A 16469-nucleotide genomic window follows, 5' to 3' on the forward strand; every position below is an offset into this window, starting at 1 on the left:
TGATGCCGGGCGGCAGCGATTTCAATATGCGGTATCTCACGATGTTTCGAGGTCGGCAAGGGACCGCTTAAGAAGGCTGTCATCGAGCGGAATGAGGCTGCCGTTTTCCGTGTAGATTAGCCAGCATTCGATCCGTTTGCCGGGATAAAGCGGCTGCAGGATCTCGCGATAGATCGCAAGCTGCACCCGGTGGGAGAGGGGGGCTTGCGCGGCCTCCAGCGGCGGATTTCGATTGGTCTTGTAGTCGGCGATGATCACCCGGTCGCCAAGCACCGCCATGCGGTCGATCCGGCCGGAGACGGCACGCAACTCGCCCTTCAGCCGCATGGTCCCCATGACCGAGACTTCGGCACGGCTGCCGGCATCGAAGAGTGGGTGAAGCGCCTTGTCTTCCAGAACAGCCATGACGGTAGAAACCAGTCGCTGGCGCTGCTCTCCCGGCCAGAACCGGGCGGCCCGTTCCGCATAACGCTCGGCTGCCTCACGGCGGTCACCCTCCGGAAAGCCCGGCAGGTTCTGCAGCATCCGATGGATGAGCCGCCCGCGCTGGAGGGCGAGATCCGCTTTCTCCGACGCGGAAAACAGCGCCGAGGCCGTCAGCACATCCTCGTCTTCGTCCACGGTGATGCTGCCGGCACCCGATGGGCTGAGCGGTCTCGGCAGGCTGACCGGGGGCGGCAGCGGGTTCCAGAGCGTCGAGGGCAGGCTATGGCCCTCCTCAGCCTCAGCGCGCTCTTCCGTGACGGGGAGATCATCATTTGCCTCGCCGAGAGACCAGCGCAATCCGGCCCAGCTGCCATCCGGCCCGGTGAATTCGGCCTGTTTGCAGCGCGTTTCGTCGGCGCTCAGCGCCCGCGCGATCATCTTGTGCCAGATCTCGCCCGTGTCCTGCACGCCGCGATAGCCGCCAACGATCAGACGGTCGGCAGCGCGCGTCATCGCGACATAGAGCAGCCGGCGATATTCCTCCTCGGCCTGGTCCTTGCGCTGATCCATGTCGGCAGCGGCGACAGAATTGCCGAGCGACTTCGACGGCACCCAGATCGGGAAGGGCATGCCTTCAGCCGTCCCGATGATTCGCAGCTTTGCCACATGGTTCGAATTGAAGGGCTTCGAGCCGCCATCGATCAGGAACACGATCGGCGCCTCAAGTCCCTTCGAGGCATGAACCGTCATGATCCGGACTTCGTTGCGTTCCTTGTCCTGCTCGCGCTTGACCTCCGGCGCTTCCATCTCGAGCGTCGAAACGAAGGATTGCAAGCCGGGCAGGCCGCTGGTCTCGAAAGCGAGCGCAAAGGTCAGGAACTCGTCGAGGATGTCGCTGACCTCCGAGCCGAGGCGCCCGAGATAGGCCCGCCGGCCTCCATGGACGCTGAGAACCCGGGCGTAGAAATCATGGACCGAGAATTCCCGCGCCTGTTCGAGAAACAGATTGAGCCTGTCGCATGTCTTCTTCCATGCCGCCTCGGTCTCAGCCTGCTCCATCATCCTCGACCAGAGGCTCTGTCCTTCAGGCCGCTCGGCCGCGAGGTCCATCAAAGCATCTTCGCTGTGGTTGAAGAGCGGGCTCTTCAATAGCGATGCCAGTGAAAGATCGTCGCCCGGCAGCAGCAGGAAGCGTCCGAGCGCCAACATGTCCTGCACGGCGATATGGCTTGTCAGCTTCAGACGGTCGGCACCGGCGACTGGGATGTTATATGGGCGTTTGAGCGCGCGGGTCAGCGCGTTGACGAAGCCGTCGCGCTTGCGCACGAGCACGAGAATGTCGCCCGGGCGGATCAGCCGCTTGTTGGCCTTCTCGATGATCGTCTCGCGTCCGACCAACTGGCTGATCTGGTGCGCGACGCGCCTTGCCAGAATGGCGGAGGGCGCACTTTCCGGCGTCGCGTCGAAGGGGGCGGTCCAGTCTTCGTCCTTCTCCTGCTTTTCGGCTGCGATCATGTCCCAGACGTCGACGGTGCCGGGATGTCCGATGCGGCTCGACTGGTGGATGACTGGGTCCCCACCGGCGCTGAGGCCCCGGCTGTTTTCCGGCAGGCTGAAGACCTGATCGACGGCGGCAAGGACCGATTGCGTCGAGCGGAAGGACAGCGGCAGGCGCACCGTGTTGAAGCTCTGGCCGCTTTCGATAACCGCACGCGCGGTATGGCTTGCCTCCTGAGAAAACTGCTCCGGGCGTGCGCCCTGGAAGGAGTAGATCGACTGCTTCTCGTCCCCCACGGCAAAGAAGGTGCGGATCCCGGGCCGGGCGCTGAGACCCGTAAAAAAGTCCTCGCGCAGCGACCGGATGACATCCCATTGTACCGGGCTCGTGTCCTGTGCTTCGTCGACGAGGATGTGGTCGATGCCCTGGTCCAGCTTGTAATGCACCCAGGCACCGACATCGCCACGCGTCAGAAGCCGCGCGGTTCGCACGATCAGATCCTCGAAATCGAGCTGCGAGCGCCGTTTCTTTAGTTCTTCATAGTCGGTGTCGAGACGCACGGCGAGGGTGAGAGCCGAACGCGTCGCCTCATACATGCGGAAAATCCGCAGCCTGTCCCGCATGGCGACCACGTGGTCGCGGGCCGCAATCACGGCATCCTTGAGATCCGGCGCGACCTTGGTCATGGCGGCGGCAATCAGCGAGCTGTCGGCCTTGGGCGCCTCCTGCGCCGTCAGGAAAGCCTGGTCCAGAAGCTTCGCGCGCGCCAGCGGATCCGCCTCCACCAGCGCCCGTTCCAGCACTTCCGCGACGGCCCGCACCTTCTCGCCACCCTTTTCGAGGGCAAGCTGGATGTAGCGGCTGAAATTGCCACCCGACAAACCGGCAAGCGGCCAGTAATCCTCGGCACGGCTGATCTCGCTCTCCAGCGGCCCGATACCAAGACCCTTCCGCAGCGTCGCATCAAGGCCACCCGTCCGTTCCGCCCGCTGCCGGAAGTCCCTGACAGCATGGCGGTTGGCCACGGTGTCGGCAATCAAGCCTTCGAGCCCGCTTTCATCGGCGATGCTCAGCACCTGCGAGAAGGCTTCGGCGAGCGCTGCATCGTTCTCCGTCGACGTCGCCGTCAGCAGCGATCGCCGTGCTTCGGCAAGAACCGTGACGGCGGCCCGATCGTCGAGCACGTTGAAATGCCCGGCGACATTGGCCTCCAGGGGAAACTGGTGCAGCAGCGCTTCGCAGAAGGCGTGAATCGTCTGGATCTTCAGGCCACCCGGCGTTTCCAGGGCCTTGGCGAACAGCCGGCGTGCGGCCGCAAGCGTCGCCCGATCCGGCTCCTTCTGCTCGATGGCCGCAATCCGCTTAGCCAGCTCCTGATCGTCAAGCGTCGCCCATTCCGCCAGCCGCTCGAAGACGCGGTTCGACATTTCGGACGCTGCGGCCTTGGTATAGGTGAGGCAGAGAATGGACGAGGGGCGGGCGCCGGCCAGCAGAAGCCGGATCACCCGCTGCGTCAGCACATGCGTCTTGCCTGAGCCGGCATTGGCAGACACCCAGGCCGACTGGCCGGGATGGGAGGCGCGCGACTGGGCCAGCGTCGTCCAGCCGAGCCAGACGGTGGGATCGCTGCCGGTCGGTAGCTCGTCGAGGGCAAAGCGCTGATCACTCATCGCCGGCTCCTTCCTCGGCTTCCGCCGTCGACCACTCCGCAACACGCGCCAGATGGTCGTATTCGCCGCCATAGGCGTTCTGTTCCGCCGGGATGAGGCGGGAGACATAACCCCGCTCGCCGCTCTGCAGCGCCTGCACGAAACGGCCAAGTTCGTCGACCGATTGCGTCGCAAGCTCGAGGGCCGATTTCTTGCTGTCGCCCCGCGTCGCCATCTCGTTGTTCACCTGGTCGGCCGAAAAACGATCGCCGGGTCGCAGACGGACATAGACAAGGTTGAGCGGCTTCATGTCTCCGGCGGGCTTGAAGGCGCCTTGGAGAAGGGCTGCAGCTTCGAGAGCCAATTGCGGGTCGAGCAGGCTGCGCGCCTGGTTGGCGCTCGGATTGAGCCCCGTCTTGTAGTCGATGATGTCGGCGAATCCGCCCCCCCGGATATCGATCCGGTCGGCGATCCCGCTGATGGTGATATCGACGGGCCGGAGCAGCACATTGCCCCTGACTTCCGTCAGTGATCGCTTGATCTCCGGCCTCCGCTGCCGCTCCCAATCGAGAAATGCCGAGGCGACACTGTAGAAGCGTTGGCGCCAGACGATGTCGATATGCAGCGGCAGGGCTTCTTCCAGAAACTCCTCGTCGGTGATCCGGTGCAGGATATCGAGCGCGTCCAGCCGGGCCGGATCATGGTCCTCGCGGATGAAGCGCTCGACGATCCGGTGATAGAGCGTCCCGCGTTCGGCAGCCCCCGGATCCTGGTTGAAGGGATCGACGGGATCAAGACGCAGGATTCGCCGCGCATAGATCGAATAGGGATCCCGCCGGAAGCGACCGACTTCTGAAAAGCTGAAGGAGCGCGGCTGCAGTTCGACGCGAGGGCGCGGTGCGGGGCGCTGAGCCGGAGCCTGGTTCTCGCCCTGGTCGATGAGATCGGCGTAACGCCGGTAGATCTGGCCGCGCTTTCGCATCTCGTCTTCCAGCAGGGTGCCGCCGAGCGCCATCAAACGCTGGAGCCAGCGCGAGGCAACCGTCGGCGCAGACCCCTGGCGCAGCGAACGCGAAAAAATCAGTTTCCGCGTGCCACAGGCCATCTGGAAGTCATGCGCCACCTGGCCGATCTGCCGTTCCGGCGGCTCAAGCCCCACTTCCGTCTTCATGACACGCGAGAGGAAGGGATTGTTCTTGGTCTGACCAGGCCAGCTCCCCTCGTTCATGCCCCCGATCACCATCATGTCAACATTCTGCAGGCGCGCTTCGAGCGTGCCGAAGATGAAGACGCGCGGATGCCGCATGGCGCGTGGCTTGACCGCCTGGCCGGCCATCAGCGCGGTCAGGATATCCACCCATTGCGCACCGTCCGCCTCGATCTGCCCATCCGTCTCCAGAACTTCGGCGAGAAGCCGCGCCAGAGCCTCGCCTGCCGCATCGCCCCAGAGACCGGCCAGATCACCGCGCTCGTCGACCGTCACGGCTTCCAGAACGCGGCCCGTGCGCTCGGCCCAGTCACTGACGGTCAATGTCTGCGACAGCACACGCCCGTCAGTTGACCGGATGACCGACGAGACGAGGGGTTCGACCGCCTTGGTTACCCGGCTGGCCAAAAGACGAGCAAGCTCGATCTCCTCGGCCGCAATCGAGATGCGCCATTGTGGCTTATGGCGGTCGGCCAGATGCGCTTCGAGCCCTTCGGCAAAGAGCGGTTCCATCTCGGCAAGATCGAGGCTTTTCAGACCTCCACGCAGGGCGATCCGTTCCAGGGCATCGGCAGCCTTGCGCATGTCTTCGGCCGTGAAGCCGAACCGTGCCAGAGGATGCTTGATGAGCGAGACGATCGCCACCGGATCACCCGGACGCAGGCAGGCCTCGACCACCACCTGGGTCAGCATGGCAGCCTGGGTTCCGGTCATCGGCGTACCCGCCGAATCATCCGCCTCGATCCCGAACCGCGCGAGTTCGGACATCACACGCCGCGCCAGCGCGCGATCCGGCGTGATCAGCGCCACCCGGCTTTCGGGATTGTCGGAAGCCTCTTCGAGCCCCAGTCGAAGCGCAATCGCAATGGCTGTGGCTTCTTCACGCTCGTTCGCCGTCTCGATCAGCGAGACATCGCGAAATGCCGCGAGTACGCGGGAATCGTCAATGTCCTGCCGCCAGGCCTTCCAGGTATCGGTCGCCTCGGCGGGTGCCATGGCACGCGACAGAAACTCGGCCCGATCCTGAAGCGCCGGATCGGAGGTTTCGAGAACCCGCACGTCAGCACGTTCGAATTTCATATGCCGCAAGAGATGCGCCAGACCGTATTGCGGATGTCCGCGCACCGCAGGGCTCGGACGGACCACCGAGATCTCGCGGTCGTTGAGTTTCGCCCAGTCCTCATCCGGCATGTCCAGATCAAGCCCGGGCAGCACCACGACACCCTGGTCGAGCTCGGCAATCGCGGCAATCAGTTCGGCTGCTGCCGGGATAGAGCCGGTGGAGCCCGCAACGATGACGGGACCGGAAGCACCCTGTCTGCGGAATCGCTCCGCCTCGGCCCGGAGCACGGCGTCGCGGTGACGGGCCGGTGATGACCGCACCAGTTCCTGCAGCCGCGCCGGCCAGAACAGGGTCGCAATTTTCAGAAACTCCAGCGTCAGCTGCCACCAGGAGCCGAAATCCGCTGATTGCAGCTTTTCGAGATCCTTCCAGTCGCAGCCTTCCGTCTCGGCCGCTTCGATCAGTTCGACCAGCGCCCGAGCAAGCCAGACGGCATCCGCCGGGCTCGCGGGTGCAACCAGCGGCGTATCCGAATGGATCGACCGGACGATCTCCGGCAACTGGTTGCGCCAGGCGAGGATCAGCCGGGTGAGTTCCAGAAGCATGACTGTGCCGCTCACCGGCGGGGCAAGATCCATCAGCTGCGGTGCATCGAGATCGAAGAAGCCGCTGTCGTCGTCCGTTTCACCCAGCGTGCGAATATCGGGAAGGATCGCCGCGCGACCACCAAGCAGGTCGACGAACTCCGACCGCAACACGCGGGCTGCGCGCCGGGTCGGAACCAGCAGAGTGACGCCGGCCAGCGTAAGCGGATCGGAGGGGTCATAGCGAAAACCGTCGATCAGACGGCCGTCGAGCAGCGCTTCCGTCAGCGTCCTGAGAAAGGGCCGGCCCGGAGGGATCGTCAGCAGACGCGGCGCCTTGCTCACCATCTCAACGGCTCCCGCCGTATCGAGCGACCACGGCTTCGGCATGCGCGATCGCGTCAGGCGTCCCGACCGTCAGCCATTGACCATTGAGGCCGGTGCCGAACAGCCGGCCTGCGGCGATCGCACGATCGAAATAGATGTTGAGGTTGAAAGGGCCATCCGGCGCGTCGTCGAAGAGATCCGGCATCAGAGCTAAGGCCCCGGCATAGACGACCGGGTGCGGCGCCCCCGGGACGTAACGGGTAAGCTTGCCGTCACACGCCATCGAGAAATCGTTCTTGCCGTTATGCCCTGTGGTCCGTTCCTGCTCGACGCAGAGCATCGCAATGTCCATCCGGGAGGGATCGAACTGCTGCGCCAACCGGACAAGATTGCTTGGCTCATCATCGCGCTCGCCGACCCAGAAGAGATCGGCATTCATGACCAGTGCCGGCTGGTCCTGGTCGAGCAGCTTGAGACCCTTTGCGAGCCCCCCGCCCGAATCCATCAAAAGATCGCGTTCGTTCGAGATCCGGATCTCGGCCCGCGTCTCCTTCGCCAGATGGGCTTCCATCTGGTCGGCATGGTGATGCACGTTGACCACGACCGTCTCGACGCCGGCCTCCACGAGTGCGCCGAGCACATAGTCGATCATCGGCTTGCCGCCGATGCGGACCAGCGGCTTCGGCATCGTCTCTGTAATGGGGCGCATCCGCGTGCCGAGGCCGGCCGCGAGCACCATGGCTTGCTTGATGATCATTTTGCCTATGCCGGTGATTCGGGAAGCTCGATTCCAGCCTCTATGCACCAGTTCCGCAAGGGGGCGAGGACAGGATGTTCGAAAGCGACGCTCAAGTGCCAGAGTGTCCGGGGAAGATGGCGCATATAGCCCGGCTTGCCATCCCGTTCCTTCAGTCGCACCCAGAGCCCGTTCAGCTTGCAGGCGCGCTGCGCCGACATGATCGCCCAGCTTTTCAGGAATGCCGCCTCTTTGAAATCCGGTTTCTTGGCGCGCGCAGTCAGATAGTCGGCCATCAGCTGATCCATCAGCGGCCGCTCGATGGTGACCCGCGCATCCTGCACCAGCGAAACGAGATCATAGGCCGAGGGGCCGATCATCGCGTCTTGGAAATCGATCAGACCGACTCGGTCATGACCTTGGCGAGCATCGCGCCAGATGATGTTGGGCGAATGAAAGTCACGCATGACGATGGATGTGTCGGAGCCCGCCAACTCGTCGATCAGCTGGTCCCAGATGGCGAGAAAGCGTGAGCGCTCTTCCGCTGTCGCCGACTGTCCGCCCCGTTTCCAGGGCAGGTGCCAGTCGAGAAGCAGTTCGACCTCGAACTTCATCGCCGCGCGGTCGAAATCCGGGATGGTGTGGCGGTGACCACCGGGGATGACGATCTCCCGATCGAAGGGCGTGTCATGAATGGCGGCCAGGCAGGCAGCACTGGCCCGATAGCGCTCGGCGATCGGTTTGCCCTGAGCATCCAGTACGCCGTCCTCACCGAGATCTTCGAGCAGCAACAGACCTGCGTCGAGATCCTGTGCCAAGACTTCGGGAGCGGCAAAGCTGCGCTGGCGCAATGCCTGTCCGATGGCCACAAAGGGACGCACATCCTCGGCCAGATGCACGAGCTGCGAATAGGGCTTGCCATCGCGGATCGGCGGACCGTTCGGCCGCTTGGGCGCATCCATCAGGACGAGGCGGGCACTGCCGTCGGCAGGATTGATGTGCTCATAGGCCCGGTTGGAAGCGTCGCCCGTCAAATGCCGTCGATGAGCATCACCGTATCCGTTCGTCTGCAGGAAGCGGCGGATTTCATCGACGCGGCGAAGCCGAGCCAGTTTTGCTTCGGGCGCGTGGATAACGAGGTCCCGCCCGCCATCGGAAGCAAACTGAAACTGGATCTCGATCCGGTTTTTCGGAAGCGCGCGGCCGGCCTTGCCCGGCCACTCGAGAAGGCAGATGCCGTCTGCCAAGGCCTCTTCAAGCCCCAGTTCATCGAGTTCGCTCGGATCGGAGAGCCGGTAAAGGTCAAAGTGGGCGACAGGGATTTTGAGGTCGTAATTTTGGACGAGCGTGAATGTCGGGCTCGGCACTTCGAGATCGGGATCATCGGCCAAAGCCCGAATGAATGCCCGGCTCAAAGTCGATTTTCCGGCCCCGAGATCACCGTCGAGTGCAACGCAATCGCCGATCTGAAGTGCCAGCAACAGATCCTCGCCGAACAGGGCCGTGGCGGCATCGTCGGTAAGGTGAACGACAAGCGGGGACGGCTCGGGGTTCATTCTGCGGCGGCGATCATCTGCGGTATGCTGGCATTGGGAATGCGGCAATGAACCGTGGTTCCCTGACCGGGCTCGCTCTCGATCTTGACGTCACCCTTGTGGAGATTGACGAAGCTCTGGACAATTGAAAGGCCAAGACCTGGTCCGCTGCGCTTTCCACCCTTGGCACTTGTCGAGAAACGATCAAACGCCGAGGAAAGAAGATCGGCGCTCATGCCGCAGCCGCTGTCGCTGACCGAGAACGAGAAGTCGGTACCGTCGCGCCAGCATTTCATGGAGACAACGCTGCCTTCGGGTGCGAAATTGACGGCGTTTGTCAGTATCTTGATGAGGATCTGTTTCAACCGCTGCCGGTCTGCGATCAGGTGACCGAGCAGGGCAGGGGCCGCAATCTCGAGCGTCACGCTGCCTTCCTGCAGCCGGTCGGTCATCTGCATCGAGACATCGTCGAGCAGGTCGCTCAGATCGATCTCCGAATAGTCGAGCTGCATGATCCCGGCATCCACGGTCGCGAGATCGAGGATGTCGTTGACGATGGTCAGTAGGACGGAAGACGACGTCGAGATGTGATCGATGTACTCGGCCTGCCGCTCGTTGAGCGGACCGATCGTCGGTGTCTTCAGAAGATCGGTGAAGCCGATGATGTTGGTCAGCGGCGAGCGCAGTTCGTAGGAGACATGCTGAACGAAATCGTTCTTCAGCTCGTCGGCCTTCCGCAGCGCTTCGTTCTTCTCCTTGAGAGCCCTTTCCGCCCGGACACTGTCCGTCATGTTGACGAAGGTCAGCATGGTCTGTGCGTTGGGCAGTGGCGTCACTGCATAGTCGAGCACCAGGCCGGAATAGAGTTCGAGAGTCCCCTGGCTCGAAGGACGTTCGTCCTCGAAGCTGGTGATCATCTTGCCGTAGGCCTTCCAGCCGTCCGGCTTGTCATAGGACGGCGCACAGGCGGCTTCGAGCAGACGGATATGTGTGCCGACCGCAGCCTGGCTCTCGGTGATGCCCCACAGCGCCCGGAAGGCGGGGTTGGAGAGCTGGATTCGGCCATCGGGCCCGAACACGGCAACACCCTCCGACAGATGGTCGATGGTTTCGCCCTGCACCTGGACCAGCGTGTTGTAGCGGGTTTCCAGATTGAACTGTTCGGTCAGGTTTTCAAAGACCCAGGTCGCACCGCCTTGTGGGTGCGCGGAGGCGATCACGCGCAGCGTCTGGCCGTTGGGAAGGTGCCACAGGTCGGTCTGGGTTTCGAGCGCACGGTAGACAGAAAGGCAATTGTCTTTCCAGGCCTTCCAGCTCAGCTGCTCGGGCAATTTGTGTGCATCGCGAAGGCGATCAAGCAGTTCGGCATGATCCGGCCGGCTCTCGAGGAACTTGGTCTCGAGACCCCAGAGCTGGAGGAAAGCCTGATTGTAGAACTGCAGGCGACGATCAGAGTCGAAGATCGCAACCGGGGTTGCGAGATGATCGAGCGTATCGGCGTGGCTCTTGAGCGTCCGCGCAAGTTCCTCCCTGAGTGTCTCGGAGGAGGACACGTCGATCGCCATGCCGCAGGAGCCGCCGGGACCCCGCACATCGACGACGTCGAAGAAGGTGCGTGCGCCGCGGACGGCGGTCGAAACGGTATCGTGGAACGGTGATTCCGGCGTTGCGGAAGCCTTGATCTTCTCGCGCGTCAGAGTGCCCAGGATCTCGCGTCCTTCTTGCACTGCCTGTTGCGGTGATGTGGATTCGACGGCATCGCTATAGGCCTGGTTCACCCAGACGAGACGCCCGTCGCTGTCCCTCTGCCAGACCGGCTGTTCGATCGAATCGAGCAGTGATTCGAAGGTCGCAATCGAGCTTCGCAAGCGGTTGCGTTCGATCTTGAGTTCGGCGAGTTCGGCGCGCAGGTTGTCCAGCGCCACGAAATGCGCATAGGCGCGGCCACCGTAGAGATTGCCCTGAACCTCCAGAACGTCTCCGCGCTGGGTTTCGACCACGAGATCGAAAGACTTGGCGTTAAGCCGCAGCCCCTCGATTGCGCGCTCCACCTCGCTGGCGGAATGGGGCTTCAACCAGCGGCCGAAGGCCAGGAAATCCGGATCCTGCTGGGGAGCACCCGTCTCTGCTGGAAGCTGTCCGAGAAGTTCGGCCTTGCCGTTGTGACCTTCCCAGATCACCGTGCGGCGGTTCTTGTCGGCAATCAGTGTCTGATAGCGCGAGATCTTCTGCTGGCTGTCCGAATAGGCGGAGCGCAGTTCGCGCACTTCGACATCGAGTTTGTTGCGCTGACGCAGGAGAACAGCCGCAAAGATCAGGGCGGCTGAAACCGAACCGAGAAGCACCGCATATCCGGTGACGTCGACACTGTCGAAACCGCGCATGGCATTGGTTGCCTGCGCATGGGCAAGACCCGGAACGAACAGACTTGCGAGCGCACTTCCGCACGACAGAACACGCCTCGTCACGGACAGGCCGGGACGATGGGTCAGCTTGCGAAGCTTCCCGTATTTCTGCTCAGAAACTGGCCGCCAGAGGCTCGAAAAACCGGCCGTCATGGCCGTATCCCGCGGAAGCGGGGTGCGTTGATCTACCGACATTCTCGGTCTGTCTCCGTCTCATTATGTGCCGCATCGTCGACAAGACATCCGTACCCGTGGACTGCTCGTCCAGCCCACGAATCAAGTTCTAAAACAATACCGCCGATGGAATGGGTCGGGAAGGCCGGCGCCCAAAAAAGAAAGCGGCGCCTTTGTCAAGGCGCCGCCCACTAGATGTAGATATTATCCAGCTATATTTTAATAGCGGTAGTGTTCTGCCTTGAACGGGCCCTGCGGCGTGACGCCGATATAGGCGGCCTGTTCGTCCGAAAGCGTCGTCAGCTTCACGCCGAGCTTTTCCAGATGCAGGCGAGCGACCTTTTCATCGAGGTGTTTCGGCAGGACGTAGACGCCCGGCTTATACTCGTCGGTCTTGGCGAAGAGTTCGATCTGGCCGAGAACCTGGTTGGTGAACGAGGCCGACATCACGAAGGACGGGTGACCCGTTGCATTGCCGAGGTTCAAGAGACGACCCTCAGACAAGAGGATCATGCGGTTGCCCTTCGGAAACTCGATCATGTCGACCTGCGGCTTGATGTTCGTCCAACGCAGGTTCTTCAGAGAAGCAACCTGAATCTCGTTGTCGAAGTGGCCGATATTGCCGACGATCGCCATGTCCTTCATCTCGCGCATATGCTCGATGCGGATGACGTCCTTGTTGCCGGTCGTGGTGATGAAGATGTCGGCCGAGGAGACCACGTCTTCCAGCGTGACCACTTCAAAGCCGTCCATGGCAGCCTGCAGGGCGCAGATCGGATCGACTTCCGTCACCTTGACGCGGGCGCCAGCGCCACGCAACGAGGCAGCCGAACCCTTGCCGACGTCGCCGTAACCGCAGACGACGGCGACCTTGCCGGCCATCATCACGTCGGTACCGCGGCGAATGCCGTCGACCAGCGATTCCTTGCAGCCATACTTGTTGTCGAACTTCGACTTGGTGACCGAGTCGTTGACGTTGATGGCCGGGAAGGGGAGGAGGCCCTTCTTGGCGAGTTCATAAAGGCGATGCACGCCGGTGGTGGTTTCTTCGGTGACACCCTTGATCGCATCACGCTGCTTGGTGAACCAGCCAGGCGAAGCGGCGAGGCGCTTCTTGATCTGCGCAACCAGGATTTCTTCTTCTTCCGACTGCGGATTGGAAAGAACGTCCTCGCCGGCTTCAGCGCGGGCGCCGAGCAGGATGTACATGGTGGCATCGCCGCCATCATCGAGAATCATGTTGGAGAAGCCGCCGTCGGTCCACTGGAAGATCTTGTCGGTGTATTCCCAGTAGTCGGTGAGCGACTCGCCCTTGATCGCAAAGACCGGGATGCCGGCAGCAGCGATGGCAGCGGCAGCGTGGTCCTGGGTGGAGAAGATGTTGCAGGATGCCCAGCGGACATCGGCGCCCAGCGCGACGAGGGTTTCGATCAGAACGGCAGTCTGGATCGTCATGTGCAACGAACCGGTGATCCGCGCACCCTTCAGCGGCTGGCTCGCGCCGAATTCTTCGCGGCAGGCCATCAGGCCCGGCATTTCGGTTTCAGCGATGCTGATTTCTTTGCGGCCGAAATCGGCAAGACCGATATCAGCGATCACATAGTCATGTTTGCTCATGGGATTCTCCGGCTGGATCCGACCCGATCCGCATCTCATGGCGGATGGATTAACTGGCTCTCCCGCAGTCAAGGCTGCAGGGCTGGCGATCTTCTAGCAGGGAATGGCGGCAAAGGCAATCTGACATAAAGAAGTCTTTATGTCTTTATGTCGCGATGCTTTACATCTCTTCACCAAAGCGGTCCGCGACCAGGGCGGCGAGTGCGTTCACCACGTCCTCTGCCTGATTGCCGGATGCCGAGACGCAGATCGAGCAGCCCGGGCTTGCCGCCAGCATCATCAATCCCATGATCGAGGTGCCGCCGACAGTCGTTCCGTCCTTGGAGACGCTGACGGTCGCATCGAACCCGCTGACAGTCTGCACGAACTTCGCGGACGCGCGCGCATGCAATCCGCGCTTGTTGATGATCAGGAGATCGCGGGAGATTGCGTCGGCCATAGCAGTCATTTGCCACTCAAGACGCGGCTTGCAACATTGATGTATTTGCGCCCAGCCTCGGAGGCCTCGACAAGGGCGCGATCCATGTCGTTGTCGCCGCGAACGCCGGCAAGCTTGATCAGCATCGGGAGATTGACCCCGGCGATCACTTCGATGCGGCCGGTGTTCATCACGGAGATCGCGAGGTTCGAAGGCGTACCACCGAACATGTCGGTCAGAATGATAACGCCATGGCCATCGTCTGCACGTGACACGGCATCAAGAATGTCCTGACGACGCTGATCCATGTCATCTTCGGGGCCGATCGAGACGGTCTCGATGCATTTCTGTGGGCCTACGACGTGCTCCACCGCGTGGTGAAACTCTTCAGCCAGCTTGCCATGCGTGACAAGCACAAGTCCGATCATTCTCTACTGCCCCTTAGCGCAATTCTCGCCAAATAGCTCAAGATTGGCGTTTCGTCCATCAGTAGGACGCCATCTTGTCGATCAAAGCGGGAAGTGCAAGCCAAATCAGCGTGTAAATTGCCGGTTCGCTGCAAGGCTTCGAATACGCGCCAATATCAGGCTGAGTGGAAAACGGCTCCACATCGGCACCCTGACGACCGGAAGGCTAAGTCCCGCGACAAGCTCGGCTTGCTCGTCGTCCGGCGGCAACCGATGTCTTTCATCCGCGCCGACCGGCAGCACGATATAGCTCAGTTCGGCGCGGTCCACATGATCGACGGAGACGATACCGCTATACCGGAGTTCGATCAGGCCGCGGATCGGTTCGGGGCAGGAGGCAAAGACCTGGCCGTTCTCAAGCGATACGATGACACGGTCATCCGAGATGAGCGCAGCCGGAATGTTGGCGAGCCTGGCTTCTGCTAGGCAATCGAAAGCAAGGCTCGACTTGCCGCTACCCGATGGCCCGACAAATGCCAAGCCGACACCATCGACGCTGATCGCCGTCGCATGAATGTTGTGGGTCTCGGCCGTCATGCCGCAGTTTCTACGGGCAGGGACAGGACAAAGCGGGCGCCGGTGATGCGGCCTGATGCCGGGTCCATGACGTTTTCAGCCCGCAAGGTTCCGCCATGAGCCTCGGCGATCTGTCGGCTAATCGATAGCCCGAGACCGGAATTCTGGCCGAAGCTCTCGCCTTCAGGGCGGTCAGTATAGAAGCGCTCAAAGATTCGGTCGATATCTTCCGCCTGAATGCCGGGCCCGTTGTCCTCCACCTGGATCTGGCAGCGGGTGCGATTGCGCGACAGCTTGACGAGGATCCGGCCGCTGTCTTCGGGCACGAAGGACCGTGCATTCTCGATCAGATTGGTGACGATCTGCCCGAGACGCAGGTCGTGCCCGTGGACGACGAAATGCTGGTTCGATCCGGGTTTCTGATCGATCACATAATCGATCTGAACGGCCTTCTTGCCGCTTCGGATTTCCCTGGAGATGTCGACAAGGCTGGACACAAGGATCTCGAGATCGACGGGCTTTGCATCCGAGCGCGCCAGTTCCGCGTCGAGGCGCGACGCGTCCGAGATGTCGCTGATCAGACGGTCGAGACGGCGAACGTCATGCTGAATGATGTCCATCAGTCGCTGCCGGGACTGCTCTGTTTTGGCAAGTGGCAGGGTTTCGACGGCCGAACGCAGCGAGGTCAGCGGGTTCTTCAGTTCGTGGCTGACATCGGCGGCGAAACTCTCGATCGCATCGATGCGGTCGTAGAGTGCTGTCGTCATTTCGCGAAGCGCGATGGAAAGGTTGCCGATCTCGTCCTGCCGGATGGAGAAGTCAGGAATTTCCTCACGCTCCTTGGCGCCACGGCGAACACGGATGGCAGCAGCCGAGAGGCGGCGCAGTGGGTTGGCGATGGTCGAGGACAAGAGCAGCGACACGACGATATTGACGAGGGTCGCAACCCCGAACACCCGCAGAATCGCGAGGCGTTCCGCATGGACGATCTTGTCGATGTCGCCTGCCTGGGTCGAAAGCAGGAGCACACCAAGCACGGCGCGGGAGCGCTGTACCGGTACTGCGACAGAGACGATGAGCTCCCCCTGGTCGGTTACGCGTACCACCGCACCGCGCACACCGGTCAGCGCGTTCATGACCTCGGGATAGATCGAGCCATCACCGCCCGGCGCTTCGCGATAGACCGGCAGATTGCCGGGCTGCAGGATCGTATTGAAAAGGCGGGTGATCCAGTCGGTAAAGCTGGTGGAATCATTGTCGACCGGCGGCAGGTCGAAGCGCAGCACCTGGCCGCGGGAATAGAGATGCCGCGAATCAAGCAGCAGGTTGGCATCGGCATCGAAGAGTCGGGCCCGAATGCGCGTCGGCGATATCAAACGCCGCAGCACGGGTGCCACGCGCTCGGGATTGATCGGAAACTCGAGATCCTCGTCGTTCGGAACCGGCGTTATGCTCTGTCCGGCCTGCAGCTCGAGCAGTTTCTCCGGATCGATGGTGATCGAGTTCGTATCGACGGAGGCGGAGGCCGATACGGCCGCCGCGATGATCTCGCCCTGGGTCAAAAGGCTCTCGACTCGCGCATCGATCAGTCCCTCGCGGAACTGGTTGAGATACATGATGCCGCCGACGAGCACGATGAGTGCGGCGAGATTGAAGAAGACGATCCGGCGCGTCAGGCTGGAAAACAGCGCGTGGCCGAAGATCCGGCGGATGAGCGTGAAGGGATGACTGAACAGCCGACGCCGCTCGGAGCCGGAATCCGTCTCCTCCAGATGTCCCTCGTCAACCTGCTGGGTCAAACCTTTGCCTTTCGCCCGTCTCGTCAGCTACCAGGGCCGCTACGACGA

General features: G+C 62.1%; 10 protein-coding genes. All 10 read right to left on the reverse strand.

From position 1 onward, the window contains the following. Positions 1-36: 36 nt before the first annotated feature. The 10 genes from addA to D4A92_RS06190 all read right to left on the reverse strand — a co-directional run bounded on the left by addA (position 37) and on the right by D4A92_RS06190 (position 16421). Complete coding sequence (gene addA, locus D4A92_RS06145) at positions 37-3594, reverse strand: double-strand break repair helicase AddA (protein WP_203018779.1); 3558 nt, start codon at positions 3592-3594, stop codon at positions 37-39. Further along, positions 3587-6775, reverse strand: coding sequence for a double-strand break repair protein AddB (addB, locus tag D4A92_RS06150; RefSeq protein ID WP_203018780.1), 3189 nt, complete (start codon positions 6773-6775; stop codon positions 3587-3589). The genes addA and addB overlap by 8 nt, the downstream gene beginning before the upstream one ends. 1 nt (position 6776) lies before the next feature. Continuing rightward, entirely contained in the window at positions 6777-7511 is a 735-nt protein-coding gene (locus D4A92_RS06155) for a nucleotidyltransferase family protein (RefSeq protein WP_203018781.1), read from the reverse strand. 5 nt (positions 7512-7516) lie between these two features. Further along, the gene (gene tsaE, locus D4A92_RS06160) at positions 7517-9046 is read right to left on the reverse strand and encodes a tRNA (adenosine(37)-N6)-threonylcarbamoyltransferase complex ATPase subunit type 1 TsaE (protein ID WP_203018782.1); all 1530 of its coding nucleotides are present in this window, start codon (positions 9044-9046) and stop codon (positions 7517-7519) included. Then, positions 9043-11583, reverse strand: coding sequence for a sensor histidine kinase (locus D4A92_RS06165; protein WP_203018783.1), 2541 nt, complete (start codon positions 11581-11583; stop codon positions 9043-9045). The genes tsaE and D4A92_RS06165 overlap by 4 nt, the downstream gene beginning before the upstream one ends. A gap of 240 nt (positions 11584-11823) precedes the next feature. Continuing rightward, complete coding sequence (gene ahcY / locus D4A92_RS06170) at positions 11824-13221, reverse strand: adenosylhomocysteinase (RefSeq protein WP_006724187.1); 1398 nt, start codon at positions 13219-13221, stop codon at positions 11824-11826. 160 nt (positions 13222-13381) lie between these two features. After that, positions 13382-13669, reverse strand: coding sequence for an HPr family phosphocarrier protein (locus D4A92_RS06175; RefSeq protein WP_203018785.1), 288 nt, complete (start codon positions 13667-13669; stop codon positions 13382-13384). Next, entirely contained in the window at positions 13666-14067 is a 402-nt protein-coding gene (locus D4A92_RS06180) for a PTS sugar transporter subunit IIA (protein ID WP_006724185.1), read from the reverse strand. The genes D4A92_RS06175 and D4A92_RS06180 overlap by 4 nt, the downstream gene beginning before the upstream one ends. Before the next feature lie 105 nt (positions 14068-14172). Next, the gene (locus D4A92_RS06185; protein ID WP_203018787.1) at positions 14173-14643 is read right to left on the reverse strand and encodes an HPr kinase/phosphorylase; all 471 of its coding nucleotides are present in this window, start codon (positions 14641-14643) and stop codon (positions 14173-14175) included. Next, the gene (locus tag D4A92_RS06190; RefSeq protein WP_203018789.1) at positions 14640-16421 is read right to left on the reverse strand and encodes a sensor histidine kinase; all 1782 of its coding nucleotides are present in this window, start codon (positions 16419-16421) and stop codon (positions 14640-14642) included. The genes D4A92_RS06185 and D4A92_RS06190 overlap by 4 nt, the downstream gene beginning before the upstream one ends. Between the last annotated feature and the right edge of the window lie 48 nt (positions 16422-16469).

It is taken from the genome of Rhizobium rosettiformans (assembly GCF_016806065.1).
Taxonomy (GTDB): Bacteria; Pseudomonadota; Alphaproteobacteria; order Rhizobiales; family Rhizobiaceae; genus Allorhizobium.

Excerpts from the sequence above, each read along its gene's own strand:
- addA (WP_203018779.1), bottom strand. The coding sequence starts at position 3,594 with ATGAGTGATCAGCGCTTTGCCCTCGACGAGCTACCGACCGGCAGCGAT.
- addB (WP_203018780.1), bottom strand. The coding sequence starts at position 6,775 with ATGGTGAGCAAGGCGCCGCGTCTGCTGACGATCCCTCCGGGCCGGCCC.
- D4A92_RS06155 (WP_203018781.1), bottom strand. The coding sequence starts at position 7,511 with ATGATCATCAAGCAAGCCATGGTGCTCGCGGCCGGCCTCGGCACGCGG.
- tsaE (WP_203018782.1), bottom strand. The coding sequence starts at position 9,046 with ATGAACCCCGAGCCGTCCCCGCTTGTCGTTCACCTTACCGACGATGCC.
- D4A92_RS06165 (WP_203018783.1), bottom strand. The coding sequence starts at position 11,583 with ATGACGGCCGGTTTTTCGAGCCTCTGGCGGCCAGTTTCTGAGCAGAAA.
- ahcY (WP_006724187.1), bottom strand. The coding sequence starts at position 13,221 with ATGAGCAAACATGACTATGTGATCGCTGATATCGGTCTTGCCGATTTC.
- D4A92_RS06175 (WP_203018785.1), bottom strand. The coding sequence starts at position 13,669 with ATGACTGCTATGGCCGACGCAATCTCCCGCGATCTCCTGATCATCAAC.
- D4A92_RS06180 (WP_006724185.1), bottom strand. The coding sequence starts at position 14,067 with ATGATCGGACTTGTGCTTGTCACGCATGGCAAGCTGGCTGAAGAGTTT.
- D4A92_RS06185 (WP_203018787.1), bottom strand. The coding sequence starts at position 14,643 with ATGACGGCCGAGACCCACAACATTCATGCGACGGCGATCAGCGTCGAT.